This is a genomic window from Rickettsia endosymbiont of Pantilius tunicatus, assembly GCF_964291875.1.
Classification (GTDB): domain Bacteria; phylum Pseudomonadota; class Alphaproteobacteria; order Rickettsiales; family Rickettsiaceae; genus Rickettsia.
In genome coordinates this window covers 103,417-120,762 of sequence record NZ_OZ198175.1, presented here as the reverse complement: position 1 = coordinate 120,762, position 17,346 = coordinate 103,417, and the positions used below count along the sequence as shown (strand labels likewise).

Genomic DNA, 17,346 nt, shown 5'->3' with positions numbered 1-17,346 from the left:
ATGCCAAGATCATATAGTCAAGATTTTAGAAAAAGAGTTATAGGATATGTAGAAAGAGGTAATAGCTGCAATAGCACTGCGATAAGATTTGAAATAGCAGCAAACACAGTAAGGAATTGGTATAAGAGATATAAGTCCGAAGGACATTATTTAGCAAGAAGAATAGGAGGCAAAAAAGGACGGGTAACAAGTCAAGATGTTGAGTTGTACGTGAGTTCTAATCCTAATTTCACATTATTAGAAATGGGTACGTATTTTAATATGAGTTCTGTGGGTGCGTATTATTGGTTAAAGCAACTAGGTTTTAGCTATAAAAAAAAGACTTTTCCTACTTGGAAGCAAGTCAAGAAAAGCGAGATAAGTACCAAGAGGTCATAAAAGATACACCAATAGAACATCTTGTATATATTGATGAAAGTGGTATTGAGATAAATATCTGCAAAGATAGAGGATGGGGCAAAAAAAGCGAAAAACTTATTGGTAAAAAAAGCGGTAAATATTACAACAGAACAAATATCATAGCTGGTTATGTTAATAAAGAGTGTATAGCACCGATGATATTTAATGGAACATGTAATAGACAATTATTTGAAAGTTGGGTTGGAGAATTTTTAATAAAAGAGCTAAAACCTGGACAAGTTGTAGTGATGGATAACGCTGCTTTCCATAAGTCTCAAAGGACCAAAGAACTAATAGAATCAGTAGGTTGTAGGATAATATTCTTACCACCTTACTCCCCTGATCTAAATCCAATAGAGAAATTTTGGACCAATATGAAGCGATGGATTAAAGCTAAAATTACTCAATTTGATCAATTATATAATGCTTTAATTCAATTCTTTAATACGCAAACTTCAACTTAATTTACCATATATACCCCAATAGAAGAAATGGTAAAAAAAGATTCTAAAGGGGAGATAACAATTGATGAAAAAGCTGTAGATAAAAATATACTAACTCATCAGGAAATTGAAGAGCGTAAACAAAAATTTGCAGCACTTAAAGAACAAGAGAAAAGAGTAAATGAAGTATTTGAAACAGCTAAGCAAGAAAAGGAAGAGCTAGAAAAAGAAATTAACAGCTTATCGCAAATAAATAAACAAAATTTAACCCCAGGGCAAATAAATAAACTAAAAACTAATCATGACAAGCTAGCAGCAAATAAGATCTTATTAGAAAAAGCTCAAGACATAAGGCAAAATATAAAAAATGATTTTGATAAATTAAAATCATCGCTTGAAAAAGATCACATGCACATAAAACAATTTAAAGATGCTATAGAAAAAACGGAACATACTAGAAGTCCTGATAAACATGAACAATTAAAGCAAAAGCATATTTTACTTCACAATCAGCATGATGCAATAACAAATAATAAAGAGCTGGATGAAAATGATAAACAAATACGTCAAAATGTAAAAACTCAACACCAGTGCGATAAAATAAAAGATTCTTTAACTAATTCAGAACCTAAAAAAACTATATCGCAAAATGTACAACCACAAATTAATAATCAAAAAAAAATAGGTCGGGAAATATAATTCATTCGTCTATAAAATAATCAATCACAAAACTAAAAAAGGAGAAAATTATGTCTAAAGGAAAAAAAACTGCAGCTGAACTATTTGCAGAATTCCAAAAAACTTATAAACCTGAAGAAAACAAAGCTTTTGTACAACAAACACAGCAAGATTCCAAAAATCTAGAAAAAATGGTTAATTACTATACAACACCACCTCATCATGGAAATTTGCATCAAGAACAAGATAATAACGTTAAAAAATTAGGAGGTACTAAACATCGCTCTAAATGTTGTGAAATAATGTAATTATCTTTCTTCTTTATTTTCATATAACCTATCTAGAATTTACACAAATTCTAAATTCTATGCATTTTTTAAAAATGCATAGAACCTAAGTAACCCGTTATCTAATATTATTTAAAATTTGATAAAGTTATTTAAATATATTATAATGTAGACCTTTTTAAGGTATTACAAAACATTATATATGAGTAAGAAGCTTTATATTAAAACTTACGGATGTCAGATGAATGTGTATGACTCCGTTAAGATGCAGGACTTGCTATATCCTTACGGTTATGAGCCTACAGAAAATATCGAGGAAGCAGATGTCATTATTTTAAATACTTGCTATATTAGAGAAAAAGCCGCAGAAAAAACCTACTCGGAACTTGGTCGCATTAAAAAATTACAAGATGTGCGAAAAAAGCAAGGTCTAAATTCAGCAATAATAGTAGTAGCTGGTTGTGTTGCACAAGCCGAAGGAGAAGAAATTTTCACCAGAACTCCTTACGTCGATATCGTAGTTGGTCCTCAATCTTATTATAATTTACCTGAATTAATTTCTAAAGTTGTTAGGCACGAAAAACATTTAATCGATCTTGATTTTGTTGAAGAAGCAAAATTTGACCAATTACCTGAACAGTTATATCCACAAGGAGTAAGTGCCTTTATATCAGTACAAGAGGGGTGTGATAAGTTTTGTACTTTTTGCGTAGTACCTTATACTAGAGGTGCTGAATTTTCAAGAAACGTAGAACAAATTTATAGAGAAGCCTTAAAGGTAGTTAGTAGCGGTGCTAAAGAAATCATGCTGCTTGGACAGAATGTTAATGCTTATCACGGCAAAACATCAGACGATAAAGTATTTACTCTTGCTGATTTAATAAGGCATTTAGCAAAAATTCCAAATTTAGAGAGATTACGTTACACCACTTCACATCCGATAGATATGACAGATGATTTAATAAGCTTACATGGCTTAGAGCCTAAATTAATGCCATTCTTACATCTTCCAGTACAATCAGGCTCAAATAAAATACTCAAGGCAATGAACCGCAAACATGATCGGGATTATTACTTTGACATAATCGATCGCTTAAGAAAAGCTAGACCTGATATAGTTTTGTCTTCTGATTTTATTGTTGGATTTCCTGGCGAAACCGATGAAGATTTTGCAGATACTTTAGATTTAGTCCGCAAAGTAAGATACGGTCAGTGTTATTCTTTTAAATATAGTCCTCGTCCTGGTACACCTGGTGCAACAAGAAGTGATCAAGTGCCTGAGCATATTAAATCAGAAAGATTAACTATTTTGCAAAAAGAACTCTCAAACCAGCAACCAGCTTTTAATGAAAGTTGTGTAGGTTCTACAATGAAAGTTTTATTTGATCGTGATGGTAAATTTGATGATCAAATTATAGGCAAAACACCTTATATGCAATCCGTATATATCACAAACCCTAATAAAGATTTACTTGGCAAAACAATTAATGTAAAAATTACTAAAGCAGCACTTAATAGTTTAACAGGCATTTTAATATAAAAAATATCATCTATACATGTACAAATCTCTATTTTTTTGTTTAAAAATTTTTGCCCTACTTTTTTTGATAGGTTGCGGGATTGTAGCTTATATAATATATTACTATTCTCGTGATTTGCCTGATTATAGACAGCTAGCAAGATATTATCCTCCCTCGGTAACACGTATTTATTCTCGTGATGGGAAATTAATGGAGGAATATGCTTTTGAGCGACGTGTATTTGTTCCAATTAACAGTATTCCTACCTCATTAAAAGAAAGCTTTATTGCTGCAGAGGATAAAAACTTCTATAACCACCAAGGGGTTGATTTATTTGGAATAGTTAGGGCAGCATTTCTCAACATATCAAATTTTCTTCATCATAGGCGTATGGAGGGGGCTTCCACAATTACTCAGCAGGTAGTAAAGAATTTTCTACTTACCAATGAGGTGTCATTTCAGCGTAAGATTAAAGAAGCGATTTTATCTTATATGATCTCAAGAGTATTTACTAAAGATCAGATTTTAGGATTATATCTTAATCAAACATTTTTTGGACGTGGTGCGTATGGGGTTGCTACTGCCGCACAAAATTATTTTAACAAATCAGTAGAGGAGCTAACTATTGCGGAGTCAGCTTTTATTGCAGCATTACCTAAAGCTCCTTCTGAGCTTAATCCTGAGAGAAACTATTCTAGAGTTAAAGCTCGTCGTGATTATGTAATCATGCGGATGCTAGAAGATGGTTATATCACAAGCGATGCAGCAAAAGAGGCAGTAGATAGTCCAATTACGCTACGAAAGCGAGACCAAGATGAAACTGTTACGGCTGATTATTATGCTGAGCAAGTTAGGGATGAAGTAATTAAAATGCTAGGTAGTAAAGATGAATTTTATACTAGCGGTCTTACTATTATTACTTCTTTAGATGCTAAAATGCAAAAATTTGCTGAAGAGTCACTACGAAAAGGTCTTAGAGATTTTGATAGAAAACGTGGTTTCAGAAAAGCTATAGCTACTATTTCGCTTAATAACTGGCAAGAAGAATTAAAAAAATTACCAACTACACCATCGCTTCTAGAATATAAAATTGCTGTAGTTTTGGAAGTTACTGATACTCAGGCTGAGATCGGTTTTGCAAGCGGAGCTAAATCTAAAATCCCTATTTCTGAAATGAAATGGGCAAAAAGTGAGCTTAAATCAGCTAAAAAGCTACTAACAAAGGGTGATGTAATAGTTGTAGAACCTGTAAAAGATTATTATGCATTACGGCAAATTCCAGAAGTAAACGGTGCTATTATGGTCATGAATCCAAATACTGGACAGGTACTTGCAAGCGTCGGCGGATATGATTTCTTTGCTAGTAAATTTGACAGGGTAACACAGGCACTTCGTCAACCAGGTTCTTTAAGTAAAACTTTTGTTTATCTAGCAGCTCTTGAAAATGGAGTTAAACCAAATCAGATTTTTAACGATGGTCCTATTGAGATTTCGCAAGGTCCTGGCATGCCAAGCTGGCGTCCTAAAAATTATGAGGGTAAGTTTCTAGGACCAATTACTATGCGTACAGGACTTGAAAAATCTCGTAATCTTGTAACAGTTAGAGTAGCAACTGCGGTGGGACTCACCAAAATTGTTGATATAATTAAGCGATTTGGAATTAATGATAATCCACAAAAAGTCTATTCTATGGTACTTGGTTCTATTGAAACAACACTTGAGAGAATAACTAATGCTTACGGCATAATAGCTAATGGTGGTAAAAGGATCAAACCACATTTCGTGGAATTAATTAAAGATCGTAACGGCAAAGTTATTTATCGCAGAGATGATAGAGAATGCACAACTTGCAACGTTTCAGATAGTAATTTAGATAACGCAATATTAGAAATTCCTCCAGAAAATATTTATATGGTCACGGATGCAGCAAGTGACTATCAAATTACTTCACTTTTAACAGGTGTAGTAGATAGGGGAACTGCTTACTCTGCAAAGAAATTAGGGAAAATTATCGGCGGAAAAACTGGTACTAGTAACGATAATAAAGATACATGGTTTATAGGCTTCACGCCCAAAATAGTTGTAGGGAGTTATGTTGGATATGATACGCCAAGAACTCTAGGAAGAAGAGCAACAGGATCAAGCGTAGTATTGCCTATTTTTATTGATTTTATGAGTAACGCTTATAAAGATGAGCCTTCCCTACCTTTTAAAGTACCTGATTCAATAAAATTACAAGCTGTAGATAGAGCAACTGGTCAAATCACGCCTGGTGGTTCTGTTATGGAAGCATTTAAGATCAATAACATCCTGATAATTGAAGATGACAGCGAAATCATAGACAACAATTATAATGATGACGTTTTTGATTATGTACCTAGCAAAAAGGATCAATCTCAGGAAATATACTAACCAAAAATATATAACAAAAAGCAATAAGGTTTAGACATTAAATTTACGAGCGAGATTGCGGAGCGTATAAAAATACGTGAGCACAATCGAGACTCGTAAAATTTCATGTATCAACCTTATTGATTGAAGCTATACCTTGAGTATATTCAATTTTTTATATATAGAATTAATATAAACTTAAAAAGATTAAAGCTCATGAAAAAAATTATTCTATATTTAACTGCGTTAATATCATTTAATGCATCTTTTGCAGCTAAGGCAGATTGCTTTTTAGTTAAGGAAAATGATAAGCTTATTAAACAAGATGGTGATTGCAAATCACGCTATGCTTCCTGTTCTACCTTTAAAATTGTTTTAAGTTTAATGGGTTATGATGATGGATTTTTAATTGACGAGACTCATCCTAAATTACCTTTTAAAGAAGGATATGATGATTATCTTGAAGTTTGAAAACAGCCACATACACCTAAAGACTGGATGAAAAATAGCTGTCTTTGGTATTCACGTCTTATTACTAAAGAATTAGGTTATGAAAAATTCCATAATTACGTAACAAAATTTAATTATGGTAACCAAGATACTTCAGGAGATAAAGGGAAGAACAATGGTTTAACTAATGCATGGCTTTCTAGCTCTTTAGAAATTTCACCTGAAGAACAGATTGCTTTCCTACAAAAACTTGCAGCAGATCAATTACCTGTAAGCCTTAAAGCTCAGGAAATGACCAAAAATATTATGTTTATCGAAGATTTTGCAGATGGATGGAAGCTTTATGCTAAAACAGGGAGCGGAAATCGTCTTAATAAAGATAGAACTGTAAAGTTAAAAGATCGTCAAATAGGATGGTTATAAAAAGATAACCGCAAAGTTTTCTTTGTACACTTTATTGAAGATAAAGAACATCACGATTCTTATGCAAGTTTTCGTTCTAGAGATGCTGCGAAAGAAAAACCAAAAGAATTAATAAGCAAAGAATTACAGTAAATTTATTAGCTTCTTTGTCATTCCCGTGGAAGCACATGGATGTCAATTTAAGACTCGTTTTCATTCCGTGGAGGCATTGCCCGCGTGGATCAATTTTTCCTCTGTCATCCCGCGAGCTTGTAGCGGGATCCAGCTTAAAATACTAAAATTGTTAGTGTTAAGAGTTGCTTTTCTGGATACCGTGGTCAAGCCACGGTATGACACCGAGGGCGTTTTCCGATCCACGCGGGCAATGCCTTCCGTGGCTTAGGAACTAGATCCAGAAAAACAACTTGAAGTATGTATCAATTTTGATATTTTTAACTAAATCTAGTTCACAAGCCATGAGATGAAAATAATCGAGTATATCTATGAACAAAACTTCTATAGTTTGGTTACGGCGTAATTTACGGCTACATGATAATAAATCATTTGCAGCAGCACTTCATAATTCTGATAAAATCCTACCTATATTTATTTTCGATACCACTATCCTAGAAAGGTTTAAAAATCCACATGACAGACGGCTTTCCTTTTTAGCCAATACACTTTGTTTAATTAATGATGAACTCAAAAAGCTGAAAGGAAAGTTGCTAGTATTTTACGGCAAGCCTTTGGATATTATTCCAAAACTCACAGCTACTCTAAAAATCGAAAATATATATGCTGACGAAGATTATGAACTAAGCAATATAGAACGAGACAAAAAAGTTCAGGAGTTGTTAGGCAGTAACTGCACACTTAATTTATACTGCGATCATTTACTTATAAAACCTGATAGGGTTTTAACAAAAGATAATAAGGCTTATAAAGTCTATACTCCTTATATGCAGGCTTTCCGCAAATTTATAGCAGATAATGGAAGTATATCACATAATAAGCTACTAACAAATTATAGTTATAATTTAGATGGTAAATTATATACGCCGCAAGATATAGAACTAAAAACTATTGATCTAAATATAGGGGAATCTGAAGCTTTAAAACAAATCGGTTATGTATATAAAGAAGATGAGCTTTGGCAGCCTAAAAATGCTCAGAATGTTTTAGATAAATTCATTACAAGAAGAATAAATCGTTACAAAATTGATCGGGATTTTTTATATCTTGACGGCACAAGCACTATCTCACCTTATTTAAGATTCGGGCTTGTATCGATAAGAGAATGTTATCGTAAGGCTTTTAATGCTGATTCAAATCCAGGTAGTATAACGTGGATTAATGAACTAATTTGGCGAGAGTTTTATGCAACTATTTTATATCATTTTCCAAACACTGTTAATGAGGAATTCTTAGAAAAATACAAAAATAAAATTCCATGGAATAACAAAAAAGAATATTTCGATAAATTTATTAACGCAGAAACCGGTTATCCTATAATAGATGCAGCAGTTAAGCAGTTAGCCGGTGATGGCTGGATGCATAATAGGGCAAGAATGATAGTTGCTAGTTTCTTCAGCAAGAATTTGCTTTTAGATTGGCGGAAGGGCGAAGAGTTTTTTGCTCAGTATCTTATGGACTACGAACTCGCTTCTAATGTTGGCGGATGGCAATGGGCAAGCTCGTGCGGTACTGACGCTCAGCCTTATTTCCGTATTTTTAACCCTTATACTCAGGGGAAAAATTTTGACCCAGACGCTGAATATATCAAGAAATATTTACCCATCTTAAAAAATGTCCAACCGCACATTACCCACAATATAAATTTCCACAAAATGTATGATAACTACCCTAAACCGATAGTTGACTATGGATTATCACGAGCAAAAGCTATTGAGGTGTTTAAGGGAATTGCGTAAATAAATCTTGATGAATAATATAAAATTTCGAATGTAGGGTTCGAAATTTCATGATATAATTTTTTTACACTATAACTTTAGCCCTAGATGAATTATTTATTATATATCCTAGAACTAAAAAATATCAATTAAAACTTAATATAACTGTTGTACCTGTTAAACAAAAAATAACGCTTAAATATTAGATAAAGTCACAGTAATAATAATTTCTAAATTATCATTCCTCTTCCGCCTGTTTTGCCTCCTTTTGGTGGACGTCCAGCTATATCCTGACTAAAAGACACTTGCGGTTTTTTAGGTGTACTAGTAGCTTTTTTATGATCTTTTAAATCTTTTTTTATTTTCTCTAATTCGGATGATTTATGTTTTGGATCAACATCCCCTTTTAACCTAAGCTTTATTTGATCTACTTTTTTTTCAGTAGGTTTATTACCATTCTTATTACTCATATAGCACCTTTTTTTAATTTATTTTTAAAAAATTAAGCTTTTATACTTAACTGTAACTTGATGATACAAAAACTAAGCTATATGCTAAAAAGCAATTTACTTTATAATTATACTTCAGGGAATGTTTCAGCAGTAGTATTAAGAACTCCTGAAAGCGTTATGCCTTGTTGAGCAAAATCATTTAGAGAATTATCTACCGAAGCAAGAAAAACAGGAGGTTCAATTTTTATTTCTGTGCAAGATGGGAAATGTTTTTTAAAGGTTTCAATAGCTTTAGATGGGTTCATATATAAGTATCTACAATATGCAATATAGTCCCAGCTAATTAGTATATCATCATTAGAAACTACATTTGTACGATGATCAGAAATTATCGAGAGCATAGTCATAAAATGACTATATTCTATAGTAGATGGATTATTAGTCAAACTATCATATACATTTTTTATGAGGTTACTAAATACAGCTAAATAATTATGGTTGTTACCGGTGTTAAACGATTTAGCTACATCTATAGTAAATTAAGTTGAGGTTTGAGTATAGGGATGATATATATAAAGGAAAATGCCAAGATCATATAGTCAAGATTTTAGAAAAAGAGTTATAGGATATGTAGAAAGAGGTAATAGCTGCAATAGCACTGCGATAAGATTTGAAATAGCAGCAAACACAGTAAGGAATTGGTATAAGAGATATAAGTGACTAACGAATATTAGAATTCCCTATGACGAATATTAAAATTACCTATTTTTGAGTAAAAAATATTGTCTAGTGTATTATATTATTATCCTCCAATTTTATAGTTAATTTTTTTTCTTTTGCTGTAGCGATTCTATAACTTTCAGTATTCAGTTCAAGAATTGAAGAATGGTGAACCAATCTGTCAATGGCTGCTGATGTAGTCATTTCGTCTTTAAAAATGGAATTCCATTTTGCAAAAACTAAATTGCTAGTAATTAATACACTACGCATCTCATAACGTTCAGCTAATAAGGTAAATAAAACATCAGTTTCCTCACGATTATATGGTACATATGATATATCATCAATTATCAATATTTCAAAATAATCGAATTTTTTAATAATTTGCTTAAGTTTTAAACTAAGCTTTGCTTCTAGTAATTGTTGAACCAAATTAGCTGCTGTTGTATATAATACACGCCTACCGGCAAGACACCACTCACGTGCTAAACCTATACTAAGATGACTTTTGCCAGTACCAGGATTACCAAAAATAAGTATATTTTCATAGCGATCCATAAATTCTCCTTGTGCAAGATATTGGATCTTAGTTGACGATAATCCTGGGATACGCTTAATATCAAAGTTGCTTAATAACTTATCTCGAGAGAGTTTTGCTTGCTTTAGCAATCTGGCGATACGTTGCTGATGTCTATGTTCTAACTCACGTATGGCTAACTCTTGTAGATAATCTATATATGTTTTCTTTTCTTGCTCAAAGCTTTCTGCAACTGATTTATAGCATGATGCAAAAGTAGGTAAACAAAGGTTCTTGAGTAAATTATTTAGCGGTTGCGGAGTTATTATCTTTTTACTCATGCGACCTCCATTGTTTTAAAGCAATGTAATTGATCATATTCGGACAGTACTGGTTGATTAATTTTTACTGAACAAACAGTTTTAGTCTGACTATTTAGTAAATCTGTAATATGATCAATTATTGGTTCAATCTTCTCTTCTACTAGCATTTCTAATGCAGCAACTACATTCAATTCTCCATACATTTTTGCTAATTGTAATATTTTAAGATATATTTTATGCCCCTTATATGGATATATAGATATCAGCTGGTCATATACCTGACGAAATATAGCACGTGGAAATAAAGCTTCATAATATTGATATTGGGCAAATGCTCCAGGTTTACGTACTAAACTATCAATGATATGTCTATAATCAATAACATAGCCATTGCTGATTCTAAACATTTTTTGTAAACATTTGTTACCATAGTAAAGCTCTATTTCTTCAGAATAAATATAAGCTTTTAAAGTATAACCTATTAAGCGACTAGGCACAGAATAAGCTACAGATAAAATACTAACTGTACTGCTTGGGTTAACACGTACTGATAATATTGTAGGTGCATTCCATTTCCTGATTGGTAACTCTTTTAAATAAACTAATTCTTCAGCTAATTTTTCTTTTCTACAGCTATTGCGCTTTTCTTTAATTTGTGTAAGGAATAATTCATAAGCTTTTAAATCAACAAAATTACGTGATCCACGTAATAGCAAATGTTGATTCACTGCTTGCTTAAATGTATCATGACTTTTTTCAACAGAACCATTTTCATGACTGACACCGGGATTATTTCGCGATGGTGCAACATCGTAATAACCAAGCAATTCTTGCCATTTTTCTGTAAATTGTCTACTATTACCACATTGCTTGGTAGCTGCACTTAAATTATCTGTACGATGCTCTGGTAAAACTCCACCTAACTCCCATACAGCTTTTTCAAACCCTGATGCTAATGTATCAAAACTTTCACTATGGCATATGCTGAAAGTTTCCCAACATGAATAAGGCAATATAAAATGAAATAGTAAATGAGAATATGGTTTCCCATCAATACAAATACCTAATTGATTCATATTGGTCCAATCAGACTGGCTTTGTTTGCCAGGAAGAATATTTTGTAAAAAGATGACTGGCTTATCCTTACCATGTTCAGCTCTCCATTGTTTCAACCTTTTCTGCAAACAGCGTAATTGCTTTCCATTATAATTTCCATGATACTTTTCTGTCAAATATGCTAATATGGTAGTTGCTTGCAACTCCGGTGCTGATCCTAGCATTGATTCTATTTCATCCCAGTGCTTAACAAATGGATCCTTACGTGTCCTATATTTACGTACTGTTCGTAATTCGCTTGGATACTTATTAACACCTAAATATTTACGTGCTGTTTTTACACTCATACCTGCTTTTGCAGCAGAAATTATCTGATTATATTTTTTGATCTTTTGCATTAAAATACCTACTTGTTTATTTGTACATGTCATCAGTAATTCTCGAATAATAAATAAATCTTAAAAAGAAATTTTTATTCGATATTACTGTCCATAGTTACTTCTTTTTTATAGGTAATTTTAATGTTCGTTGAGGGTATTTCTAATATTCGTTAGTCAATAAGTCCGAAGGACATTATTTAGCAAGAAGAATAGGAGGCAAAAAAGGACGGGTAACAAGTCAAGATGTTGAGTTGTACGTGAGTTCTAATCCTAATTTCACATTATTAGAAATGGGTACGTATTTTAATATGAGTTCTGTGGGTGCGTATTATTGGTTAAAGCAACTAGGTTTTAGCTATAAAAAAAAGACTTTTCCTACTTGGAAGCAAGTCAAGAAAAGCGAGATAAGTACCAAGAGGTCATAAAAGATACACCAATAGAACATCTTGTATATATTGATGAAAGTGGTATTGAGATAAATATCTGCAAAGATAGAGGATGGGGCAAAAAAAGCGAAAAACTTATTGGTAAAAAAAGCGGTAAATATTACAACAGAACAAATATCATAGCTGGTTATGTTAATAAAGAGTGTATAGCACCGATGATATTTAATGGAACATGTAATAGACAATTATTTGAAAGTTGGGTTGGAGAATTTTTAATAAAAGAGCTAAAACCTGGACAAGTTGTAGTGATGGATAACGCTGCTTTCCATAAGTCTCAAAGGACCAAAGAACTAATAGAATCAGTAGGTTGTAGGATAATATTCTTACCACCTTACTCCCCTGATCTAAATCCAATAGAGAAATTTTGGACCAATATGAAGCGATGGATTAAAGCTAAAATTACTCAATTTGATCAATTATATAATGCTTTAATTCAATTCTTTAATACGCAAACTTCAACTTAATTTACCATATAATAATACTAGTCGGCGGCTCAGAGTTATAAGTACAATAAACTTTTACTCCGTAAATACTTTCTGTAAATTCCTTTGGTATATGATGATTTGGATCTTTTAACATAATTATATTCCAATAAAAGAGTATATTACTATCTATACTCATAGTCCTTATGTAACTTATTAGCTAATGCCTGCTCCCATCTATCACCGTTTTGCAGTAATCTCTCTTTATCATAAATAAGAGCTGTGTGGGTTAGGCTTGCAAATTCGAAATTTGGACCTTCGACTATCGCATCGACGGGGCAAGCTTCTTGGCATAGCCCACAATAAATACATTTAGTCATGTCTATATCATAACGGGTGGTGCGTCTACTACCGTCTTCTCGCTCATCCGCTTCAATAACTATTGCCTGTGCCGGACAAATAGCCTCACAAAGCTTACAAGCGATGCAACGTTCTTCGCCGTTTTCATAACGACGCAAAGCATGCTCACCTTTAAATCTTGGGCTCACTGGGCTTTTTTCATAAGGATAATTGATTGTGACTTTAGCTTTAAAAAAATATCTTAAAGTCAAAGCCAAACCTTTTATTATCTCATATAGAAAAAATGATTTTAAATAATTGATCATATTTTATTTTTCAAGCAGACTTTTTAATAATCAAACTTTCATTTTTATAATTCGTATCTTCTTGCTTTGATATTTGTGAATGATTTGAGTAAGTTACCCATTTAGGGCTGTAATCCTCTACTTCATTCCCCCACTGCGTCCAATTTGGTCTTGTACCCCTAGCAAAAAGCTCCAAATAAGGACCTTTACTACATTTTTCTATCAATTCATATAATTCATCAGGTTTTCTAGAATGTTCACGTTTTCTAATACTTATCAAGTTAACCTGGCTTCGTGCTGGTGCTAAAGTACGTGCAGTTTTTCCCCTAACACCAAATAAAACTATTTCCGTAACATTACGAAAATAAAACCCTACTCCTCTACCATCAGGTCCGCCGTCCTTACGAATTTTAGACCAAATTATATTTGTTTTATAAGTAAAACCCCACGCTTTCATTACTTCTAACCCTTCTTGAAGCAGAGCATTAGGAACCCATAAATATAAATGTGCTGGCTCAAGAACACAGTTTACTACGGGTATATTTTTTATTTCATCAAGCTTTAATGTCGAATAACGATTTAGTCTTTTATGTTCGGGGGCAACTTTACCTGTTCTATTTTCAAACTGCCAAGGAGGGTCAGCAAGAATAGTATGAAATTTACCTTTTATATTACTTTCAAAATCTTCTTTTGCTGCTACAATATTATTTCACTATTTAGTCCTCTATATATAATTTCTTTGTAATCCCAAAGACTAAATAGGACAACCACCACCGCCACCTTCAATTCTCGGCAATAATTTAGCCATATGAGTGGTAGAAGCTCCATATGAACTACTTTTACCTATAGAATTAAATATTTTTTGTAACTCTGTACATCTAGTTATTATAACGCCGATGCTTATTGCTCGCAAATCAAATAAAAGCCTGAAATTATTCAAATCTCTATCAAAAAAAGGATCTTTATTATTCCATTCAATTTCTAAAGCTATTCTATTTTTGTAGCAATCAACCTTATGAGTCGGAGAGTCTAAAGAATTTTCATCTACTATAACTTTGGTTAAAAACATTTTTTCTTTCCAACCCAATTCTGTAAAAGATTTATCTATTGATTTTGATATTTCAGATTTTTCACCTCCTCCTACAGTAATCCAACTTTTTCTAAAATGAAAGTTTTTTAATACCTGTATTATGTCGTGCCATTCATTAGCAAAATCATTTTTTAAAATAGCAATTGCATGCTTCCATTCATGAATTTCATAGTGCTCTCTAATAAAATCAGGAAAAAGTTCTATCCCCATAACTACTAAATACCCGGCAAATTATTAGTATACATTAACACGCTTGAAACTAACACCACCCAAAATAAGGTTAGAGGTAAGAATACTTTCCAACCAAGACGCATTAACTGATCATAACGATATCGTGGCAGTGTTGCTCTAATCCATAAAAAGCAAAATAGCAAAAATCCTACTTTAAAAACAAACCAAAAGAATCCAGGAATGAAACCAAGCCACGATATATTAAATGGTGGTAAATAGCCCCCTAAGAAAAAAGTCGTAGTCATTGCACTAACTAATATCATATTAGCATACTCACCTAGGAAAAATAAAGCAAAACCCATAGAGGAATATTCGACATTATAACCGGCAACTAACTCTGATTCAGCTTCCGGTAAATCAAAAGGCAATCTGTTTGTTTCGGCAAGCACTGAAATAAAAAATACCACCCCCATCGGCATGAGCATTAAATCAATCCACCATGGTATTGTCCTCTGTGCTTCAACAATCTGGCTAAAGTTCAGCGTGCCAGTAGTCAGCAACACAGTAATAATAACAAGCCCCATCGATACTTCATAAGAAATCATTTGTGCCGATGAGCGTACAGCTCCAAGAAATGCATATTTTGAGTTACTAGCCCAACCAGCAATAATAATGCCGTAAACGCTTAGGGAAGAAATAGCAAGAATATATAAAACACCGACATTAATATCAGCAAGCACTACACCTTTTGCAAAAGGTATAACTGCCCAACCGATTAAGCTTAATATGAAAATTATCATCGGTGCTAGAACGAATAATATTTTATCGGCGTTGGTTGGAATGATCGGCTCTTTAAATAATAGCTTTACCGCATCAGCAATAGGCTGCAAAAGCCCAAACGGTCCAACAACATTAGGACCCTTTCTAAGCTGCATAAGCCCAATTACACGACGCTCAGCATATGTTAAATATGCAACGCATAATATTAAAGGTATAGTGATCGCTACCACCTTTAAGGCGATTATAATTAACGGAAAAATATATTCAAAAAAGAGTTCTGTCATATTTCATTGTCATCCCGCGAGCTTGTAGAAGTCAAGATTTGATCTTACAGACACTATAAAAATTATATCTGAATATCTGATAAATTATGACTGTCAGATGAGTATTCAAGATATAAGATTTCATTGTTCTTTTCAATAGCTAATTTCTTACTATCCTTAAAAGTTTGCATAGGCGTTTTACCATAACAATATTTTCCTGAATGTGGTCGCTCATTATTGAAATGCTCTAACCAAATATCAAGATCTAATTGTAAATCATCAAGATCAGTGTAGATCCTTTTCCGCATAGCTGTATCAAAGAATTCTTGTGTCATAGTTTTATTAAAACGTTCACACATACCATTTGTTTGAGGAGAATATGCTTTAGTAATAGTATGTTCTATACCTTCGATACTTAGAAATAATTCAAAAGCATGATTCTCTATATTTCCCTTATATTCTGACCCGCGATCTGTCAGAATACGAAGTATTGTATGCCTTGAGTTTCATACCATGGTAACACGCGGTCATTAAGCATATCAGCAGCAGTTAAAGCTGTTTTATCAGTATATAGTTTAGCATCAGCTACTCTGCTATAGCTATCAATAAATACCTGAGAATAAACCTTACCTATACCCTTAAAATTTCCTACATAATATGTATCTTGGCATCCTAGATAACCTGGATGCTGTGTCTCAATCTCGCCATGGGCTTCTTTTTCGCTACGTCGTTTCTCTAGTACTTGTAACTGAGATTCAGTAAGTACAATACCATCCTGAGCCATCCTTGCTTCTAATGCTTTAAGCCTTTTATTGATATTGTTTAAATCATTACGTAACCAAATTGATCTCACTCCTCCAGGTGATACAAGTATACCGCTCTTCTTAAGCTCATTTGATACTCTTAGCTGACCATATGCTGGATATTCTATTGCCATATCCATTACTGCCTTCTCTATCACTGGATCAACTCTATTGGCTATTATTGGCTTTCTTCGACTAATTTCATACAACGCTTCTTCACCACCAGTTTCATACAGTTCTTTAAATCTGTAATAACTATCTCTGCTATAGCCCATCGCTTTACATGCTGATGATATGCTACCAAGACTCTTAGCGAGTTCTAGTAATCCTAATTTTGGCTTTATTATTTTTTGATTTAAGTTCATTTCTTATCTCCATTTAATAATTAATTTATTTTACTAAATGTAAGATAAAATCTCAACTATTGCAAATCATGCCAATTAGGATTGTTAGCTTCGATTAAATCTAATTTCTATTTCCTTTTATATTCTTTCAAACGTTTTTCACGATTAATAGCATGATTTATATCATTAAACTGTTCAAAATAAACTAATTTATCTAGATTATATTTGATAGCAAATCCTTTTATTATTTTTTGTTTGTGTTGCCACACACGTTTTATAATATCAGAAGTTACTCCAATATATACTACACCTTTAAGTTTATTTGAAAGTATATAAACTTAATATTCTTTCATTTTTATTTTTTAATTACCAAATATATGAGCAAGTCGACATTGCTGTATAGATCAGCTCTATTTCTGTCACCCCGTGGCTTGATCACAGGTTCTTGTGCCGCA

19 protein-coding genes and 2 pseudogenes are annotated in these 17,346 nt (G+C 32.8%); 11 read left to right on the top strand and 10 right to left on the bottom strand.

Annotation, left to right across the window (positions count from 1 at the left end; genetic code table 11):
* The 8 genes and pseudogenes from ACICQC_RS00680 (at nt 1) to ACICQC_RS00645 (ending at nt 8,501) form a co-directional block, all read left to right on the top strand.
* A complete protein-coding gene (locus tag ACICQC_RS00680; protein WP_395476240.1) occupies nt 1–378 on the top strand; it encodes an IS630 transposase-related protein in 378 nt (125 codons plus the stop codon).
* The gene (locus ACICQC_RS00675) at nt 333–863 is read left to right on the top strand and encodes an IS630 family transposase (protein ID WP_395476239.1); all 531 of its coding nucleotides are present in this window, start codon (nt 333–335) and stop codon (nt 861–863) included. Before ACICQC_RS00680 ends, ACICQC_RS00675 begins: the two co-directional genes overlap by 46 nt.
* Before the next feature lie 27 nt (nt 864–890).
* Entirely contained in the window at nt 891–1,541 is a 651-nt protein-coding gene (locus ACICQC_RS00670) for a hypothetical protein (RefSeq protein ID WP_395477035.1), read from the top strand.
* 50 nt (nt 1,542–1,591) lie between these two features.
* Nucleotides 1,592–1,828, top strand: a complete 237-nt coding sequence (locus ACICQC_RS00665) for a hypothetical protein (RefSeq protein ID WP_395477034.1) — start codon at nt 1,592–1,594, stop codon at nt 1,826–1,828.
* Nucleotides 1,829–2,009: 181 nt separating this feature from the next.
* Nucleotides 2,010–3,347 carry a tRNA (N6-isopentenyl adenosine(37)-C2)-methylthiotransferase MiaB gene (gene miaB, locus ACICQC_RS00660; RefSeq protein ID WP_395477033.1) on the top strand — a complete coding sequence of 446 codons (1,338 nt, stop codon included), beginning with the start codon at nt 2,010–2,012 and terminating at the stop codon, nt 3,345–3,347.
* A 16-nt stretch (nt 3,348–3,363) separates the two neighbouring features.
* Entirely contained in the window at nt 3,364–5,739 is a 2,376-nt protein-coding gene (locus ACICQC_RS00655; RefSeq protein ID WP_395477032.1) for a penicillin-binding protein 1A, read from the top strand.
* A gap of 195 nt (nt 5,740–5,934) precedes the next feature.
* Nucleotides 5,935–6,723, top strand: a pseudogene (blaOXA, locus tag ACICQC_RS00650) (class D beta-lactamase).
* Nucleotides 6,724–7,073: 350 nt separating this feature from the next.
* Entirely contained in the window at nt 7,074–8,501 is a 1,428-nt protein-coding gene (locus ACICQC_RS00645; RefSeq protein WP_395477031.1) for a cryptochrome/photolyase family protein, read from the top strand.
* A gap of 209 nt (nt 8,502–8,710) precedes the next feature.
* On the opposite strand, the gene ACICQC_RS00640 is transcribed toward ACICQC_RS00645, so the two are convergent.
* Nucleotides 8,711–8,950 (bottom strand): hypothetical protein, encoded by a 240-nt coding sequence (locus ACICQC_RS00640; protein ID WP_395477030.1) that lies wholly within the window; start codon nt 8,948–8,950, stop codon nt 8,711–8,713.
* A 107-nt stretch (nt 8,951–9,057) separates the two neighbouring features.
* On the bottom strand, nt 9,058–9,378 hold the full coding sequence (locus tag ACICQC_RS00635; RefSeq protein WP_395477029.1) for a hypothetical protein: 321 nt from the start codon (nt 9,376–9,378) through the stop codon (nt 9,058–9,060).
* Nucleotides 9,379–9,514: 136 nt separating this feature from the next.
* Here ACICQC_RS00635 and ACICQC_RS00630 point away from each other — a divergent pair, with 136 nt between their 5' ends.
* On the top strand, nt 9,515–9,652 hold the full coding sequence (locus ACICQC_RS00630) for a helix-turn-helix domain-containing protein (protein ID WP_395477028.1): 138 nt from the start codon (nt 9,515–9,517) through the stop codon (nt 9,650–9,652).
* Between the two features lie 66 nt (nt 9,653–9,718).
* Here ACICQC_RS00630 and istB read toward each other — a convergent pair whose 3' ends face one another.
* Together istB and istA are read right to left on the bottom strand one after the other, a co-directional pair.
* Nucleotides 9,719–10,510: an IS21-like element helper ATPase IstB gene (gene istB / locus ACICQC_RS00625; RefSeq protein ID WP_395476338.1), complete on the bottom strand. Its 792-nt coding sequence runs from the start codon at nt 10,508–10,510 to the stop codon at nt 9,719–9,721.
* A complete protein-coding gene (gene istA / locus ACICQC_RS00620; protein WP_395476339.1) occupies nt 10,507–11,979 on the bottom strand; it encodes an IS21 family transposase in 1,473 nt (490 codons plus the stop codon). Before istA ends, istB begins: the two co-directional genes overlap by 4 nt.
* Before the next feature lie 206 nt (nt 11,980–12,185).
* On the opposite strand from istA, the gene ACICQC_RS00615 reads away from it, so the two are divergent.
* Both ACICQC_RS00615 and ACICQC_RS00610 read left to right on the top strand, forming a co-directional pair.
* Nucleotides 12,186–12,353, top strand: a complete 168-nt coding sequence (locus ACICQC_RS00615) for a hypothetical protein (protein WP_395477027.1) — start codon at nt 12,186–12,188, stop codon at nt 12,351–12,353.
* The gene (locus tag ACICQC_RS00610) at nt 12,308–12,838 is read left to right on the top strand and encodes an IS630 family transposase (RefSeq protein WP_395476239.1); all 531 of its coding nucleotides are present in this window, start codon (nt 12,308–12,310) and stop codon (nt 12,836–12,838) included. The genes ACICQC_RS00615 and ACICQC_RS00610 overlap by 46 nt, the downstream gene beginning before the upstream one ends.
* Nucleotides 12,839–12,981: 143 nt before the next feature.
* Here the strand turns inward: ACICQC_RS00610 and nuoI are convergent, their stop codons facing one another.
* The 6 genes and pseudogenes from nuoI to ACICQC_RS00580 form a co-directional block, all read right to left on the bottom strand.
* The gene (gene nuoI, locus ACICQC_RS00605) at nt 12,982–13,461 is read right to left on the bottom strand and encodes an NADH-quinone oxidoreductase subunit NuoI (protein ID WP_395477026.1); all 480 of its coding nucleotides are present in this window, start codon (nt 13,459–13,461) and stop codon (nt 12,982–12,984) included.
* 10 nt (nt 13,462–13,471) lie between these two features.
* Entirely contained in the window at nt 13,472–14,089 is a 618-nt protein-coding gene (locus ACICQC_RS00600; RefSeq protein ID WP_395477733.1) for an MT-A70 family methyltransferase, read from the bottom strand.
* A gap of 105 nt (nt 14,090–14,194) precedes the next feature.
* Nucleotides 14,195–14,740 (bottom strand): BglII/BstYI family type II restriction endonuclease, encoded by a 546-nt coding sequence (locus ACICQC_RS00595; protein ID WP_395477025.1) that lies wholly within the window; start codon nt 14,738–14,740, stop codon nt 14,195–14,197.
* A gap of 5 nt (nt 14,741–14,745) precedes the next feature.
* Nucleotides 14,746–15,765: an NADH-quinone oxidoreductase subunit NuoH gene (nuoH, locus tag ACICQC_RS00590; RefSeq protein ID WP_395477024.1), complete on the bottom strand. Its 1,020-nt coding sequence runs from the start codon at nt 15,763–15,765 to the stop codon at nt 14,746–14,748.
* A 62-nt stretch (nt 15,766–15,827) separates the two neighbouring features.
* Nucleotides 15,828–16,912: pseudogene (locus ACICQC_RS00585) on the bottom strand (IS481 family transposase).
* Nucleotides 16,913–17,019: 107 nt separating this feature from the next.
* Nucleotides 17,020–17,223 (bottom strand): GIY-YIG nuclease family protein, encoded by a 204-nt coding sequence (locus tag ACICQC_RS00580; protein ID WP_395477731.1) that lies wholly within the window; start codon nt 17,221–17,223, stop codon nt 17,020–17,022.
* Nucleotides 17,224–17,346: the final 123 nt, after the last annotated feature.